Origin of the sequence: Pseudomonas sp. QD4 (assembly GCF_049199125.1) — a bacterium.
In the GTDB taxonomy this organism is placed as follows: Bacteria; Pseudomonadota; Gammaproteobacteria; order Pseudomonadales; family Pseudomonadaceae; genus Aquipseudomonas.
Genome location: NZ_JBLZOM010000003.1, coordinates 329014 through 343084, shown reverse-complemented (window position 1 = coordinate 343084; position 14071 = coordinate 329014). Strand labels below are relative to the sequence as shown.

General features: G+C 62.3%; 13 protein-coding genes. 8 read left to right on the top strand and 5 right to left on the bottom strand.

Annotated features, from left to right (window positions below):
* The first annotated feature begins 1 nt into the window (after position 1).
* From ACOZJV_RS21905 to ACOZJV_RS21885, 5 genes are read left to right on the top strand one after another with little or no spacing between them, the layout of a single operon-like run.
* On the top strand, positions 2-733 hold the full coding sequence (locus tag ACOZJV_RS21905) for an adenosylcobinamide-GDP ribazoletransferase (RefSeq protein ID WP_421548491.1): 732 nt from the start codon (positions 2-4) through the stop codon (positions 731-733).
* Between the two features lie 58 nt (positions 734-791).
* Positions 792-1196, top strand: coding sequence for a MarR family winged helix-turn-helix transcriptional regulator (locus tag ACOZJV_RS21900; protein ID WP_078470791.1), 405 nt, complete (start codon positions 792-794; stop codon positions 1194-1196).
* A 53-nt stretch (positions 1197-1249) separates the two neighbouring features.
* Entirely contained in the window at positions 1250-2458 is a 1209-nt protein-coding gene (locus tag ACOZJV_RS21895) for an MFS transporter (protein WP_078470790.1), read from the top strand.
* The gene (locus ACOZJV_RS21890) at positions 2455-2577 is read left to right on the top strand and encodes a hypothetical protein (RefSeq protein ID WP_274522640.1); all 123 of its coding nucleotides are present in this window, start codon (positions 2455-2457) and stop codon (positions 2575-2577) included. Before ACOZJV_RS21895 ends, ACOZJV_RS21890 begins: the two co-directional genes overlap by 4 nt.
* Positions 2578-2633: 56 nt before the next feature.
* Positions 2634-3185, top strand: a complete 552-nt coding sequence (locus ACOZJV_RS21885) for a glutathione peroxidase (RefSeq protein WP_421548490.1) — start codon at positions 2634-2636, stop codon at positions 3183-3185.
* An 89-nt stretch (positions 3186-3274) separates the two neighbouring features.
* On the opposite strand, the gene ACOZJV_RS21880 is transcribed toward ACOZJV_RS21885, so the two are convergent.
* From ACOZJV_RS21880 to ACOZJV_RS21870, 3 genes are all read right to left on the bottom strand, one after another.
* Positions 3275-4576, bottom strand: coding sequence for an OmpP1/FadL family transporter (locus tag ACOZJV_RS21880; protein WP_078470788.1), 1302 nt, complete (start codon positions 4574-4576; stop codon positions 3275-3277).
* Between the two features lie 145 nt (positions 4577-4721).
* Positions 4722-5204 carry a hypothetical protein gene (locus ACOZJV_RS21875; RefSeq protein ID WP_421548489.1) on the bottom strand — a complete coding sequence of 161 codons (483 nt, stop codon included), beginning with the start codon at positions 5202-5204 and terminating at the stop codon, positions 4722-4724.
* 280 nt (positions 5205-5484) lie between these two features.
* Positions 5485-5709 carry a hypothetical protein gene (locus ACOZJV_RS21870; RefSeq protein ID WP_008051046.1) on the bottom strand — a complete coding sequence of 75 codons (225 nt, stop codon included), beginning with the start codon at positions 5707-5709 and terminating at the stop codon, positions 5485-5487.
* 919 nt (positions 5710-6628) lie between these two features.
* On the opposite strand from ACOZJV_RS21870, the gene ACOZJV_RS21865 reads away from it, so the two are divergent.
* Positions 6629-6952, top strand: coding sequence for a hypothetical protein (locus ACOZJV_RS21865; protein ID WP_043228694.1), 324 nt, complete (start codon positions 6629-6631; stop codon positions 6950-6952).
* 175 nt (positions 6953-7127) lie between these two features.
* Positions 7128-8495 (top strand): DNA recombination protein RmuC, encoded by a 1368-nt coding sequence (gene rmuC / locus ACOZJV_RS21860; protein ID WP_178102950.1) that lies wholly within the window; start codon positions 7128-7130, stop codon positions 8493-8495.
* A gap of 48 nt (positions 8496-8543) precedes the next feature.
* Here the strand turns inward: rmuC and ACOZJV_RS21855 are convergent, their stop codons facing one another.
* The gene (locus tag ACOZJV_RS21855; protein ID WP_421548488.1) at positions 8544-12014 is read right to left on the bottom strand and encodes a NahK/ErcS family hybrid sensor histidine kinase/response regulator; all 3471 of its coding nucleotides are present in this window, start codon (positions 12012-12014) and stop codon (positions 8544-8546) included.
* 188 nt (positions 12015-12202) lie between these two features.
* Positions 12203-12745 carry a TetR/AcrR family transcriptional regulator gene (locus ACOZJV_RS21850; RefSeq protein WP_078470784.1) on the bottom strand — a complete coding sequence of 181 codons (543 nt, stop codon included), beginning with the start codon at positions 12743-12745 and terminating at the stop codon, positions 12203-12205.
* Between the two features lie 91 nt (positions 12746-12836).
* Between ACOZJV_RS21850 and ACOZJV_RS21845 the strand changes: the two genes are divergently transcribed.
* Positions 12837-14042: an MFS transporter gene (locus ACOZJV_RS21845; protein ID WP_421548487.1), complete on the top strand. Its 1206-nt coding sequence runs from the start codon at positions 12837-12839 to the stop codon at positions 14040-14042.
* Positions 14043-14071: the final 29 nt, after the last annotated feature.

Below are 14071 nucleotides of genomic sequence, written 5' to 3'. Positions count from 1 at the left end.
TATGCTGCCGTTCTGGATCGCCTTGCAGTTTCTCAGCAGCTTGCCGATTCGTCTGCCCGGCATGCCGCAACCCCAGGAGCTGGGGCGTTCGCTGCTGTTCTATCCCCTGGTGGGGGGGCTGTTTGGCGTTGTGTTGTGGGGGCTCAACGGGCTGCTCGACGGTACGCCGTTGCTGCTGCATGGGGCCTTGCTGCTCAGTGCCTGGGTGCTGCTCAGCGGCGGCCTGCATCTGGACGGATTGGCGGACAGCGCCGATGCCTGGCTCGGCGGTTTTGGCGATCGTGAACGGACGCTGACCATCATGAAGGACCCGCGCAGCGGGCCGATCGCGGTGGTGACCCTGGTGTTGGTGCTGTTGCTCAAGTTCGTCGCGCTGGTGGCGTTGATCGAGCAGCATCACGGTGTGGCTCTGTTGCTGGCGCCGCTGATCGGACGTGCCTCGCTGCTGGGTCTGTTCCTGTGCACGCCTTATGTGCGTCCCGGGGGGCTGGGTCAGGCGCTGGCCGATCATCTGCCACGGCGTGCCGGGCGCCAGGTGCTGGCGGTGGTGGCGCTGGGGTGCGTGTTGCTTGCCGGTTACCTCGGCGTGTTCGCACTGCTGTTGTCGGCCGTGCTGTTCTTCTGGCTGCGCCAGCTGATGCTGCGCCGTCTGGGCGGCACCACGGGCGACACCGCGGGGGCCTTGCTGGAATTGTTGGAAGTGGCGGTGCTGGTGGGCCTGGCGTTGTTCTGAGCCGGGCCTTGAATGCAAAATTCTTGCTTTACATGAATCGCGGGTATATACACGCACCATGCTTCCTTCTCAATGTTTGTGCACCAACCTGCGTCGTGCCGCCCGTGGCGTCAGCAGGTATTACGACGGCGCCCTCGACGGCTTCGGGATCAACGTTGCCCAGTATTCCTTGCTGTGCAATCTGCAACGCCTGGATCAGCCGAGTATTTCCAGCCTGGCTGAAGCCATGGGCCTGGATCGCAGCACCCTGGGGCGCAATTTGCGGGTCCTGGAAGGCGAGGGCCTGGTGACGCTGGTGGAGGGTGAAGATCAGCGCAATCGCCTGGTGTTGCTGACCGAAGCCGGCTGTGAGCGCTTGGTGGCGGCGCTGCCGGCCTGGGAAGCCGCGCAGCAGCGTTTGATCGATCGCCTGGGTGCAGAGAAGCGCGAAACCTTGTTGGCCTTGCTCAACGAATTGGCTTGAACGCCATTCGTTCGCTTATAAGCGGGTAGATACCCGCAATTTGGAGAATAAAAATGTCATCGATGTGGCGTACCAGCGGTTGGGTGCTTCTGGGCAGTGCGTTGATTCTGGCGCTGTCCCTCGGGGTGCGTCACGGCTTTGGCCTGTTCTTGCCGCCCATGAGTGCGCAGTTTGGCTGGGGGCGTGAGGTGTTTGCCTTTGCCATCGCCTTGCAGAACCTGATCTGGGGCCTGGCGCAACCCTTCACCGGCGCCTTGGCTGACCGCTTTGGCGCGGCCAAGGTGGTGCTGATCGGCGGCGTGCTCTATGCGATTGGCCTGGTGTTCATGGGGCTCTCGGATTCGCCGTTGTCGCTGTCCCTGAGCGCCGGCCTGCTGATCGGCATCGGCCTGTCGGGGACCTCGTTTTCGGTGATTCTCGGCGTCGTCGGCCGTGCCTTGCCAGCGGAAAAACGCAGCATGGGCATGGGCGTCGCCAGTGCCGCCGGTTCGTTCGGCCAATTCGCCATGTTGCCGGGCACCCTGGGGCTGATCGGCTGGCTGGGCTGGTCCTCGGCCCTGCTGGTACTGGGCCTGCTGGTGGCGCTGATCGTGCCGCTGGTGAGCATGCTCAAGGACAAGCCATTGCCGGTGCTCGGTCATGAGCAGAGCCTGGGCCAGGCGCTGCGCGAGGCGTGCGGGCATTCCGGGTTCTGGCTGCTGGCCTTCGGCTTTTTCGTCTGTGGCTTTCAGGTGGTGTTTATCGGCGTGCACTTGCCGGCCTACCTGGTGGATCAGCACCTGCCGGCCACGGTGGGCACCACGGTGCTGGCGCTGATCGGGCTGTTCAATATCTTCGGTACCTACACCGCCGGCTGGCTCGGCGGGCGGATGTCCAAGCCGCGCTTGCTGACCGGGCTCTATCTGCTGCGGGCGGTGGTCATCGGGTTGTTCCTGTGGCTGCCGGTGACCCAGACCAGTGCCTACCTGTTCGGCATGGCGATGGGCTTTCTCTGGCTGTCGACTGTGCCCTTGACCAACGGCACGGTGGCGACCTTGTTCGGCGTGCGCAACTTGTCCATGCTCGGCGGCATTGTGTTTCTCTTCCACCAGTTGGGTTCGTTCCTGGGTGGCTGGCTGGGAGGCGTGGTGTATGACCGAACCGGGAGTTATGACTTGATCTGGCAGGTGGCGATTCTCTTGAGTCTGTTGGCGGCCGCTCTCAATTGGCCCGTGCGGGAGCGCCCGGTGGCACGCCTGCAAGCCCAGGCAGGCGCGGTGTGAGCCGTATAGGCTGGCTTGGCTTGGGCCTGGTGCTCGGAACCGGGTTGGTGCTGCTGGCCTGGTGGGGCTGGCAGCGCGGTGGGCTGGCGCTGATGGAGTTGGGCATGGGCGCTTGCTAGGGGCGACGGCAGGCGAGTAACGTCGCAGTCTGACGATTTGATCAAGGACGCAGAATATGTTGATGCGCTGGCTTGCGGTTCCAGCTCTATTCGTTGCCCTGGGGAGTTCGGCCTGGGCCGCAGACTGCCCAACCCTGTTGCAAGGCTCGTTGCCCAAGCTCCACGCCAAGGAGTCCATCGACCTGTGCCAGCGCTTTGCTGGCAAGCCGTTGATCGTGGTCAACACCGCGAGCTTCTGCGGTTTTGCCCCGCAGTTCAAAGGTCTGGAAGCCTTGTATCAGCGCTATAAGGAGCAAGGGTTGGAGGTGCTGGGCGTGCCCTCCAATGACTTCAAACAGGAGGCCAAGGACGGCGCGGAAACCGCCAAGGTCTGCTACGTCAACTACGGCGTGACCTTCACCATGAGCGAGCCGCAGAAAGTCCGGGGCCCGGACGCCGTGCACCTGTTCAAGGTCCTGGCCGAACAGAGCAGCGCGCCGAAATGGAATTTCTACAAGTACGTGGTCGACCGCCAGGGGCGGGTGATTGCCAACTTTTCCAGCTTGACCAAGCCCGACAGCCCGGAGTTGATCGAGGCGGTGGAAAAAGCCCTGGCTTCCCAACCCTGAGTTCAATGCACTGAATAAAAAAGCCCCGGATCCTGTTGGATGCGGGGCTTTTTCGTTTCTCAGCGCGGGAGTTGGCCCGGCGATGATGCTTAGAAGCGGTAGGTAGCACCTACACCGAAACCGTGGGCGCTGTTTTCGTATTCGGCGTTGTAGCTACGTGCCAATGGCGAAGCGGTCGGGCTGGTGTTGCTGCGGTTGATGTTGACCTTTTCTTCCTTGAGGTAGGAGTAGGCCACATCGATGGTCAGGTCTTCAGTTGGCGACCAGCCAGCACCGAGGCTGAAAATCGTCCGGTCGCCGGTAGGAATGCGTGGCGAGCGATCGGTGTTGTTGGTTGGCGACTGGTCAAAAGTCAGACCGGTACGCAGGACCCATTGCTTGTTCAACTGGTACGAAGTACCGATCGCATAGGCCCAGGTGTCATGCCAGTTCTGGTCTTCCTTGATGGTGGTGAAGGCGCCTGGGGCTGCGCCGCCGCCAGCAGCTACGGTTACACCTTCGTTATCCACGGTGATGTCTTTCAGGCGGCTCCAGCGAGTCCAGGTAGTACCTGCATACAGGGTCCAGGCGTCGTTGAGTTCCTGGGTTACGGACAGGTCGAGGGATTCCGGCGTCTGGATTTTCAGCGACGCGTCGTAGCGTGCGCCTTTCATGACCGGAGTCGGAGTGCCTGCGCCTGGAGAGACCGTAGTGTGGCCTTCAAGCTTGTAATCAACCTTGGAGTGGTAGGTCAGGCCGACACGGGTGGTGTCAGTGGCTTGAACCAGAACGCCAATGTTGTACCCGTAGCCGATATCGTCGCCTTTGATCTGCACTTGGCCATCGGTCGCGGTGAACGGCGTGTTAAGCGTGGATTCCAGCACACCGGAAATGCGGTTGATGGTTGGACCGAAACCGATCGAAACCTTGTCGTTGAAGGCGTAGCTGACGGTTGGCTGGAAGGTCACCACCTTGACTTCACTTTTGCTGCCGAAGTTACGGCCCTGGAAGGAGCTTTCGTAGTCGGTGATCAGACCGAAAGGAGCGTATACGCCCAGACCGAAGGCCCACTGGTCATCGATTGGCTTGACATAGAAACCCATTGGTACGGCGGTGAAAGGCACCATGTCGCCTTTGTTGGTCCCGCTGCGGCTACCGCTGGTGTCCTTGATGTCGGTCGAGGCATCAATCGCGGCCATCCCGCCGGTGACTTGCTGGCGCTTGAGGCGCGACATGCCGGCAGGGTTACCAAATACAGTGCTTGCATCATCGGCAGAAGAAGAGCGACCTGCGAAACCAGTACCCATCCCGCTGATGCTCTGTTCGTTGAGGGCAAAGCCACTCGCGAAAAGTTGGCTGGATGCCATGGCAACGGCGAGGCTGATGGTTGTTTTGAGCATTACTTTTTTCATTATTAGAACTCCTGGTGATCACCGGGGCGAAAATTACCAACATTTTCGTCCTAGCGCTATAGGCTGTATGCCTTGATTTAGAGCGGTTTTGTAGGACAATCCGACCAAAAATGGCGTTTCTTCGCCGATCGTGCAAAAAGCGCGATCAGCAGGGGAGGAGGTTCAGCGGGGAGACATGGGTTTTCCAGGCGCAGGTGAAATCCCGCAACCGTCCTTGGGGTTGGAAAGTCTGTCTCCAGAGGCGGGCCATGCCGAGCAGGTCGTCGGCAGCCGGCAGTGCGGTTTGTTGTTCTTCGATCAGCAGCCAGGCTATGGCCGTGGCATAGCGCAGATTTACCGTGAGTTCCAGGTGAGGGCTGCTCAGGAAAGCATGCTGGCTGGCCAGGCCCCGGACTCGGCTGGCGAGTTCGGGGTCGAGGGCCAGGTACAGGTCCCAGAGTGCCGCGTGGCGGCGTTCGGCAATGCAGTAGAGGCCATGGCCGCGGCGGTCGTGCAGGGCTGAGCCCAGGTCCGATTGGCTGGCGGCGATGCCCAGCAACAACGATTCTGCGCATGGACTGTGGCGACCCAGATACTGCAGGGTCGGACGAAACACATACAGACGCAGTTCCCTGGCCGCAATCCCCATAACACCCTCGACACTCCGGTTTGTTATTGGTCGGCGATGCCTGGCATCGGGCTTGGCAGCAGTGGATCGGGTCAGGTTCGCCGGAAGCGGATCATGCCGCTTGAGTTGAAGTGTAGTGTTATATGTTTGATGTAAAGGACTGTTTTTAAAATATTTTCGGCTTCCCGTTATAACCGTTATATCTATTCGTACTTTATTCGGCCGGGGATAAACAGAAACAACAGGCAATAAAAAGCCCCGCGTTCAGGCGAGGCTTTTGGGGTTGCGACGTTCTGGCGTTTCAGGCAACCAGTGCCTGACGGGTACGCTCGATCACTGCCTGCAGCGGTTCTGCGCTGGAGTATTGATCGGGGTACAGGCGTTCGCTGTGACGAGCGATGCCGTGTTCGTTGACCAGGGTGAAGCTGAAGCAGCCTTTGCGAGCGGCCATGATCAGGCAGTTCATTGGTGCAAAGGCGTTGGTTAGGGTGCGAATGGCATCCTGAGTCTGGATTTGAGTAGACATAGTTATTAGGTGTTCCTACAAATGACACGGTTAAGAACCGTGCAACGTTAAAACGTTCCAGTAACGTCGACCACCATTGGTCGAACGACGAACCCGACTGGAACAAAGCAGCCAGTTGCAAGCGCTTTTGATATGAATGCGCTAAGGCTGGCAGGTAGGTACTTAGGAGGGCAGGCAACACAACAAGGGCAAAGGTTCTGGGCCCGGGGTGAAGATCCTGATCAATTTGCAGGTTGGTTCGGTCAGAGTAAATGTGCTTCGCGACACCCTTTGCTTTCGATTCAAAGGCCGTGCCGTCGTAAGTTTTACCTGGAAACCATCGAGGTGGTCGATCCCATGTTGTCGGTGGCAGCTGCGCTTGAGGGCAGCGTTACCGGGGGACTTGTTCGACCAGAATTGACTTTCAGCTTGGTACTAACGCCGCGGATAGTATCGTGTTGAATGCGAGGATGCAAGTGTGTTAGGAAAAAATATCTATCATGGCCAGCAATGGGGCTCAGGCCAGGGGATGCAGGGCCGTCGCCCAGGTGCCGGTGTGTCGTAGCCACTTTTCTCCACAGGTGTGTCCGGGTCTGGTGCGGCGATATAACCCCGAACAAGGTACTTGTGCACATTAGTTGCGCGGCATGTCACCGCGCTGTCACTTGGGTCGTTGGGCCGGCCATTGCCTGTGATGAAAATTTAAGTCAATGAAAAACATCGGTTTTTTTTACTGGTGAAAAAATCGTCAGTTTGAGCGTGAGCCCCGTCCCATGGGGCTTTCGGCGAGTTGTGGAGGGGTTGTCCACTGACTTATCCACAGCTTCTGTGGATTGTCCCAAGCGCTTGCTCTAGCACGGGCATGCAGGCTTTTTTAAGCTTTACCCCTGCGAAAAAAGGAGTAGAGTGGCGCGCCTTCCGATCTGCCCCACAGTGTTTTATGAAGTTTCGCTCAGTATCACCTGCTGTTACCGCCGCACCTGCGAGTGTTACCGCCCCCAAGCGCTTTTCCATGCGCGTGGCCCTGTGGCTGCTCGACAGCCCACGCCTGGGCGACAACCCCAACGTCAAGCATTTCGCCGGACGCCTGCTCAAGCAGCCGGCCCGTGAAGGGGTCGTGGCCGCGCAAAGCCGCCTGGGCCAATTGATGTGCCGCGAGTGCGGCAATGCCCGAGATCGTCGGATCGGCCAGGACCTGCTGCGCCAGGCGGCGCGCGCGGGTGATCGGCGTGCACAGCGCGAGCTGGGTCAGATCGACGACTGAGCTGTCCAAGGACCTGCGCCTTGGTTAACCTTCAGGCTTTATTTCAAGGGCGGGAGCCGCTATGGCGATGGACTTGACCAGCCTGTTGCTCGGCCTGGCAGCGGCGGCGGTACCGCTGCTGGCGCTGGCCTGGCAACTGCAACGACGTGCCAGCAGCCGTCAGACTGAACTGTCGTTGCTCGAAGAGCGCCTGGCCACTGCGCAACTGGCCCAGGAGGGCCTGGCGGCGCAACTGGATGCCTGTCGCGACGAAATCAGTGACCTGAGCCAGGCCAACGGCGCCAAGCAGGCCGATCTGGCGGCAGTGCGCCGTGAGGTCGAGCTGTTGCAGATCGAGCGCGACAACGCCCGTGACGCGGCCCACGCCTGGAACCTCGAACGTGCCGGCAAAGAGGCCGAGCTGCGCCGGCTGGATGCCCAGGCTGCCTCGCTGCATGCCGAGCTGCGGGAACAACAGGAAAGCCATCAACAGCGCCTGAGCGATTTGCAGGGCTCGCGAGATGAACTGCGGGCGCAATTTGCCGAGCTGGCCGGGAAAATCTTCGATGAGCGCGAGCAGCGCTTTGCCGAGAACAGCCAGCAGCGCCTCGGGCAGTTGCTCGACCCATTGAAGGAACGCATCCAGTCGTTCGAGAAGCGGGTCGAGGAAAGTTACCAGGCCGAGGCCCGCGAGCGTTTCTCCCTGGCCAAGGAGCTGGAGCGCCTGCAGCAGTTGAACCTGCGCCTGAGCGATGAGGCGACCAACCTGACCCGCGCCCTCAAGGGCCAGAAAACCCAGGGCAACTGGGGCGAGCTGATTCTGGAGCGGGTGCTGGAGCACGCCGGGCTGGAAAAGGGCCGCGAGTATCAGACCCAGGTCAGCCTCAAGGGCCCGGACGGCGAGCGCTTCCAGCCCGATGTGCTGATCATGTTGCCGGGCGACAAGCAGGTGGTGGTGGATTCCAAGGTCAGCCTGACCGCCTATCAGCAGTACGTCGTCGCCGATGACGAGGTGATTGGCCAGGCGGCGCTCAAGCAGCACGTACTGTCCTTGCGCAATCACGTCAAAGGCTTGGCCGGCAAGGATTACAAGCGCCTTGAAGGGCTGCACAGCCTGGATTTCGTGCTGCTGTTCGTGCCGATCGAAGCGGCTTTTTCCGCAGCCCTGCAGGCCGAGCCTAATCTGTTCCAGGAGGCCTTTGATCGCAATATCGTGATTGTCAGCCCGACCACCTTGCTGGCCACCCTGCGAGTGATCGACAGCCTGTGGAAGCAGGAGCGGCAAAGCCAGAACGCCCGGGAAATTGCCGAGCGGGCCGGGTGGCTGTACGACAAGTTCGTGCTGTTTATTCAGGATCTGGATGAAGTCGGCAATCGTCTGCAGCAACTGGATAAGGCCTACAGTGCGGCGCGAAACAAACTTACAGAAGGGCGCGGCAACCTCGTCAGCCGCAGCGAACAACTCAAGCTGCTCGGCGCCCGCGCCAGCAAGAGCCTGCCGGCCGACCTGCTGGAGCGGGCAATGACCGACGCCAATGGCGAGCTGCTCGAACTGCCCGAGTAACCCCACGCGCATCGTCCCGGGCCGGGGCTGACCCCTAGGCGCTCTGGCTCAGAGCGGTAGGTGGCGGCTGAGCAGGGCCCTCAAGGCGGCCGGCTTCACCGGCTTGGCCAGGTAGTCGAGGCCCGCTGCATGCACCTCGGCCACCATCTCCGGGCGGCCGTCCGCGCTGATCACCACCCCGGGCACCGGCTCGCCAAGCTGGGTACGCAGCCACGCCATGAGCTCGGTTCCGGTTTCGCCGTCGTCCAGGTGATAGTCGACCAGGGCCAGTTGCGGGCGAACGCCATCGCTGAGCAGCGCGGCGCATTCTTCGCGGTTGCGCGCGGTCCACACCTGGCAGCCCCAGCGGCTGAGCAGGCTGTTCATGCCAATCAGGATGCTGTCTTCATTGTCGATGCACAGCACCTGGGCGCCGCTGGGCAGCGTGCCGTTGGGCTCGGCGGTCTTGCCGGGTGCAGCGGCAGGAGTACGCGCCAGGGGCACGCTGACGCTGAACACGCTGCCCTGGCCCGGCCAGGATCTGACTTGCAGGCCATGGTTGAGCACCCGGCACAGGCCATCGGCGATCGCCAGCCCTAGCCCCAGGCCTTTTTCGGCGCGGGTCTGGTGGCTGTCGAGGCGTTTGAACTCCTCGAAAATCACTTGCTGCTTGTCCTGTGGAATTCCCGGGCCGCGGTCCCAGACTTCCAGGCACAGTTGATCGCCGCGACGGCGCACGCCCAGTAGCACCGGGCCCTTGGCATAGCGGAAAGCGTTGGTCAGGAAGTTCTGCAGGATGCGCCGCAAGAGCTTGATATCGCTGTCGACCCGCAGGCGGCTGCCGCGCAGGCGGAATTTCAGGCCTTGTTCCTGAGCCAGGGCCTTGAATTCGGCGCCGAGGGTGTCGAACAGTTCGTTGAGTACGAACGGCTTGCGGTCGGGGTTGATCTTGCCGTTTTCCAGGCGCGAGATGTCCAGCAGGTCACTGATCAGGTCTTCGGCGGAGCGCAGCGAGCTGTCCAGGTGTTGCACCAGTTGCTGGGCTTCGGTGGACAGGCCGTCGTCCTGGTGAGACAGAGCGGCGGAGAACAGGCGAGCGGCGTTCAGCGGCTGCATCAGGTCATGACTGACGGCCGCCAGGAAGCGTGTCTTGGATTGGTTGGCCGACTCGGCGGTGCCCTTGGCTTCCGTCAGCGCGGCGTTGAGTTGCGACAGTTCGTGGGTGCGTTCGGCAACCCGCTGCTCCAGGCCTTCGTTGGCCTCGGTCAGCGCCTGCTCGGCTTCGCGGAACGGGGTGATGTCGGTGAAGCTCATGACGAAACCGCCACCGGGCATCGGGTTGCCGATCAGCTCGATGACCCTGCCATTGGGGAACAGCCGTTCGGACGTGTGGGCGCGGCCCTGGCGCATCCAGTGCAGGCGCCGCGCCACGTGGACCTCGGCCTCGCCCGCGCCGCACAAGCCGCGCTCGGCGTTGTAGCGAATGATGTCGGCGATCGGCCGGCCGACGCTGATCAACCCTTCCGGGTAGTTGAACAGCTCCAGATAGCGTCGGTTCCAGGCCACCAGTTTCAGCGACTGGTCGACCACGCTGATGCCCTGGGTGATGTTCTCGATGGCGCCCTGCAGCAGCGCGCGGTTGAACTGCAAGACCTCAGAGGCTTCATCGGCGATGCGCACCACGTCTTCAAGCTGCATCTCCCGGCCCTCGATGGCGGCCTTGACCACCGCGCGAGTCGAGGAGGCGCCGAGCACACCCGCCAGCAGGCGCTCGGTGTGGGCGATCCATTCGCCATCGGCATTCTGGTTGGGGTTGAACCCTTTGCCCTGGCGGTAGGCGAAGCGGATAAAGCTCTGGCGCGCGCGTTCTTCACCGACAAAACGTGCCGCGAGTTTCAGCAGGTCATCGATCTGCACCGAGAGCATCGAACGTGAACTGGGGCGGCCGCTGATTTCCTGGCCAATAAAGCGTCCGGCCTGCCAGTGCTCGGAAACCCGGGTGCGCGACAGCACCGAGACCCAGGCAAACAGAGTGAAGTTGCCCGCCAGCGACAGCACCACGCCCTGGGTCAGCGGGGTGATCGGCAGCCCCAGCGGGTTGCTGTGCAGCCAGGCCAGGCCTGGAAAGCTGCTCAGGGACCAGCCCAGGCTGTGGGCCGCAATCGGCAGGATCAGGGTGTAGAACCACAGGAAAGTACCGGCGGCCAGGCCGGCGAACACGCCACGGCGGTTGGCCTGTTTCCAGTACAGCGCGCCGAGCATGGCCGGCGCCAGTTGGGTCACGGCGGCAAAGGCGATCTGGCCGATGGTCGCCAGGCTCGCGGTGGAGCCCAGCAGGCGATAGCTGACGTAGGCCAACAGCAAAATCACGACGATGCTGACCCGGCGCACCGAGAGCATCCAATGGCGAAACACTTCGAACGGCCGCTCGGCGTTTTTGCGCCGCAGCAGCCAGGGCAGCAGCATGTCGTTGGAGACCATGGTCGACAGCGCGACGCTGGCCACGATCACCATGCCGGTGGCCGCCGAAGCGCCACCGATAAACGCCAGCAGGGCCAGGGCAGGGTGGGCCTGGGCCAGGGGCAGGCTGATCACGAAGGAGTCGGGCAGCACCGAGCTGGGCAGGAGCATCTGCCCGGCGAGGGCAATCGGCACTACAAACAGCGCGGCCAGGGCCAGGTAGGCCGGGAACACCCACTTGGCCAGGCGCAGGTCCTGGGGTTCGATGTTCTCCACCACGGTGACGTGGAACTGCCGGGGCAGGCAGATGATGGCCATCATCGCGACACCGGTCTGGACCACCATCGACGGCCAATTGATGGTTTCTTTCCAGTATTGCTCCAGACGCGGGGCGAGCATGGCCTGGTTGAACAGGTCGTCGAAGCCGTCATAGAGGCCGAACGTGACGAAGGCACCGACGGCGAGGAAGGCAAATAGCTTGACCAGGGATTCGAAGGCAATCGCCAGCACCATGCCCCGGTGGTGCTCGGTGGCATCGAGGTTGCGGGTGCCGAAGACAATGGTGAACAAGGCCAGGATCAGCGACACGATCAGCGCTGTGTCTTGCGCGCGGGTGCCCATGGCATCGGCCCCGGCGCCGATCAGCAGGTTGACCCCGAGCACGATGCCCTTGAGCTGCAAGGCGATGTAAGGCAGGACGCCGACCAGGCAGATCAGCGCCACCACCACCGCCAGGGACTGGGATTTGCCATAACGTGCGGCAATGAAGTCGGCGATTGAGGTGATGTTTTCCTGCTTGCTGATCAGCACCATCTTTTGCAGGACCCAGGGCGCCAGCACCAGGAGCAGGATCGGCCCCAGGTAGATCGGCAGGAATGACCAGAGCTGTTCCGCCGCCTGGCCCACGGCGCCGAAGAAGGTCCAGCTGGTGCAGTACACCGCCAGGGACAGGCTGTACACCCAGGCACGCACCCGCGGCGGCAACGGCGCGCTGCGGCGGTCGCCGTAGAAGGCGATGGCGAACATGATGGCCATATAGGCCAGGGCGACGGCGGCGATCAGCCCGCTGGACAGCGACATGGGAACTCCGGACAAAAAGGCATCCGGGCACTCCAGCCCGGCCCGACAGTCTCGCACGATGTCCGGGGTTAGTCAGTGTCGACCATGGTATTGGCGTGGCCTGGTGTCGCAGGGCTTGCAAGCCATTTTCGGCATGGGCTGGCAGGCTAGGGAGGTGGCGTTTTGTGGCGCTTCTAGGGGCGTCGAGCTTATTGCCCAAGCGCCAGTTCGATCAGTTCATGCAGCTCTGGAACCGTCAGCGGCGTGGCTGAAAACAGGATGCGGAATACGGTTGGCGCCACCACCAGGTTAAGCAGGCGGTCGACGCTGGGCGGCGTGTCGGCAGACGGGTAGCGAGCGAGGATGATCTGCAATTGGCCGCCGAGGATGGTCACGCAGTAGCCGGGAGTGGCGCTGCACTGCACGTCACGCATCATGTTGCGCCCGGGCTCCGAGCTCATTTCATCCAGGTACTGTTCGGCCCAGGCGCGCAGGTCGCCGCGCAGGCTGCCGGTGTTGGCGGGCTCGCTGTCCGGCTGCATGCGCGCCAGGGCGACATCCGCCAGCAGCGCCGACAAATCGCCCCAGCGCCGGTAAATGGTCGACGGCGTGACCCCGGCGCGTACAGCGATCTGCGGCACGGTCAGGGTCGCGCGCTCCTGTTGTTCCAGGAGTTCGCGGACTGCCGAGTGGATGGATTCCTGAACCCGGGCGCTGCGGCCGCCTGGGCGTAAACCTTCTTTAATAGCCATGGGCGGCACCTTAACACAAAGAATTTGCTTTAAGCTCGAGCCAGTAGCACACTGCGCAAAAGCAAAATATTAGCTTTAGCGGAGCGTCCCCATGTCCAGCCTTGCCGACACCCCGGTGTCAAACCGTCCCAGCCTGGTGTTTTTGGCTATCACCTTGCTCAGTTTCCTAGCTGCCTCCAGCGCGCCGACCCCGCTGTATCACCTGTACCAGGAGGCCATGGGGTTTTCCCCCGCCACCCTGACCCTGATTTTCGGCGTCTATGCCCTGAGCCTGCTGGCCGCCTTGCTGACGGTGGGTTCGTTATCGGATTACCTGGGGCGCAAGCCGGTGATCTTTATTGCCTTGCTCCTGGATATTCTGGCGATGCTGCTGTTTATCAATGGCCACAGCGTGGCGTGGCTGGTGGCTGCGCGGGTGATGCAGGGCTTTGCCACCGGCATGGCCACCAGCGTGCTGGGCGCGGCCCTGCTCGATACGGATCGCCAGCAGGGGCCGTTGGTCAATAGCGTGGCGCCCTTGCTGGGCATGGCCTGCGGCGCCATGGGCACGGGGTTGCTGGTGGAGTTCGCGCCGCTGCCGCTGCAGTTGGCCTACTGGATTTTGTTGCTGTTGTTCGTGGCGCAGGCGTTGTACGTCTGGCGCTTGCCGGAAAGCGTCAGCCCTCAGCCAGGCGCCTGGGCCTCGCTGCGTCCGACTCTGCATGTGCCGCCCCAGGCGCGACGGGCTTTGTGGCTGGCGCTGCCGGTGGATATAGCGGTCTGGGCCATGGGCGGTTTTTACCTGTCATTGGCGCCTTCCCTGGTGCGGGCGGCCACCGGGTCCACTTCGAACCTGATCGGAGGCGGCCTGGTTGCCGTCTTGACCCTGAGCGGCGCGCTGATGATTTTCACCCTGCGCAATCGCCCGGCCGACAAGGTGCTGCGCCTCGGCGCCGGGCTGCTGGCCGCCGGGGTCATGTTGATTCTGTGTGCGGTGCACAGCGCCAGCCTGGCGCTGTTCTTCTTCGGCACCCTGGTGGCCGGCAGCGGCTTTGGCGCCGGCTTTCTCGGGGCGCTGCGCAGTGTGGTGCCCCTGGCCTTGCCCCATGAGCGGGCGGGGTTGATGTCGGCGTTTTATGTCCTGAGTTACCTGGCGTTCTGCCTGCCGTCGCTGTTGGCCGGCAACCTGACCCGGACCTTCGGCCTGATCGCCACTACCGACGGCTATGGCGCGGTCTTGATCGTGCTGGCCGTCGGTGCCTTGTTGGCCCTGGTGCGTCAAGGTTCGGCCAACGCCCTCACCGCTAATGGCCGGTGATAAAACAGCCGCCGATTTCCTGTCGCCTT

Excerpts from the sequence above, each read along its gene's own strand:
- ACOZJV_RS21845 (WP_421548487.1), top strand. The coding sequence starts at position 12,837 with ATGTCCAGCCTTGCCGACACCCCGGTGTCAAACCGTCCCAGCCTGGTG.
- ACOZJV_RS21865 (WP_043228694.1), top strand. The coding sequence starts at position 6,629 with ATGAAGTTTCGCTCAGTATCACCTGCTGTTACCGCCGCACCTGCGAGT.
- ACOZJV_RS21880 (WP_078470788.1), bottom strand. The coding sequence starts at position 4,576 with ATGAAAAAAGTAATGCTCAAAACAACCATCAGCCTCGCCGTTGCCATG.
- ACOZJV_RS21905 (WP_421548491.1), top strand. The coding sequence starts at position 2 with ATGCTGCCGTTCTGGATCGCCTTGCAGTTTCTCAGCAGCTTGCCGATT.
- ACOZJV_RS21870 (WP_008051046.1), bottom strand. The coding sequence starts at position 5,709 with ATGTCTACTCAAATCCAGACTCAGGATGCCATTCGCACCCTAACCAAC.
- ACOZJV_RS21900 (WP_078470791.1), top strand. The coding sequence starts at position 792 with ATGCTTCCTTCTCAATGTTTGTGCACCAACCTGCGTCGTGCCGCCCGT.
- ACOZJV_RS21875 (WP_421548489.1), bottom strand. The coding sequence starts at position 5,204 with ATGGGGATTGCGGCCAGGGAACTGCGTCTGTATGTGTTTCGTCCGACC.
- ACOZJV_RS21885 (WP_421548490.1), top strand. The coding sequence starts at position 2,634 with ATGTTGATGCGCTGGCTTGCGGTTCCAGCTCTATTCGTTGCCCTGGGG.
- ACOZJV_RS21895 (WP_078470790.1), top strand. The coding sequence starts at position 1,250 with ATGTCATCGATGTGGCGTACCAGCGGTTGGGTGCTTCTGGGCAGTGCG.
- ACOZJV_RS21850 (WP_078470784.1), bottom strand. The coding sequence starts at position 12,745 with ATGGCTATTAAAGAAGGTTTACGCCCAGGCGGCCGCAGCGCCCGGGTT.
- ACOZJV_RS21855 (WP_421548488.1), bottom strand. The coding sequence starts at position 12,014 with ATGTCGCTGTCCAGCGGGCTGATCGCCGCCGTCGCCCTGGCCTATATG.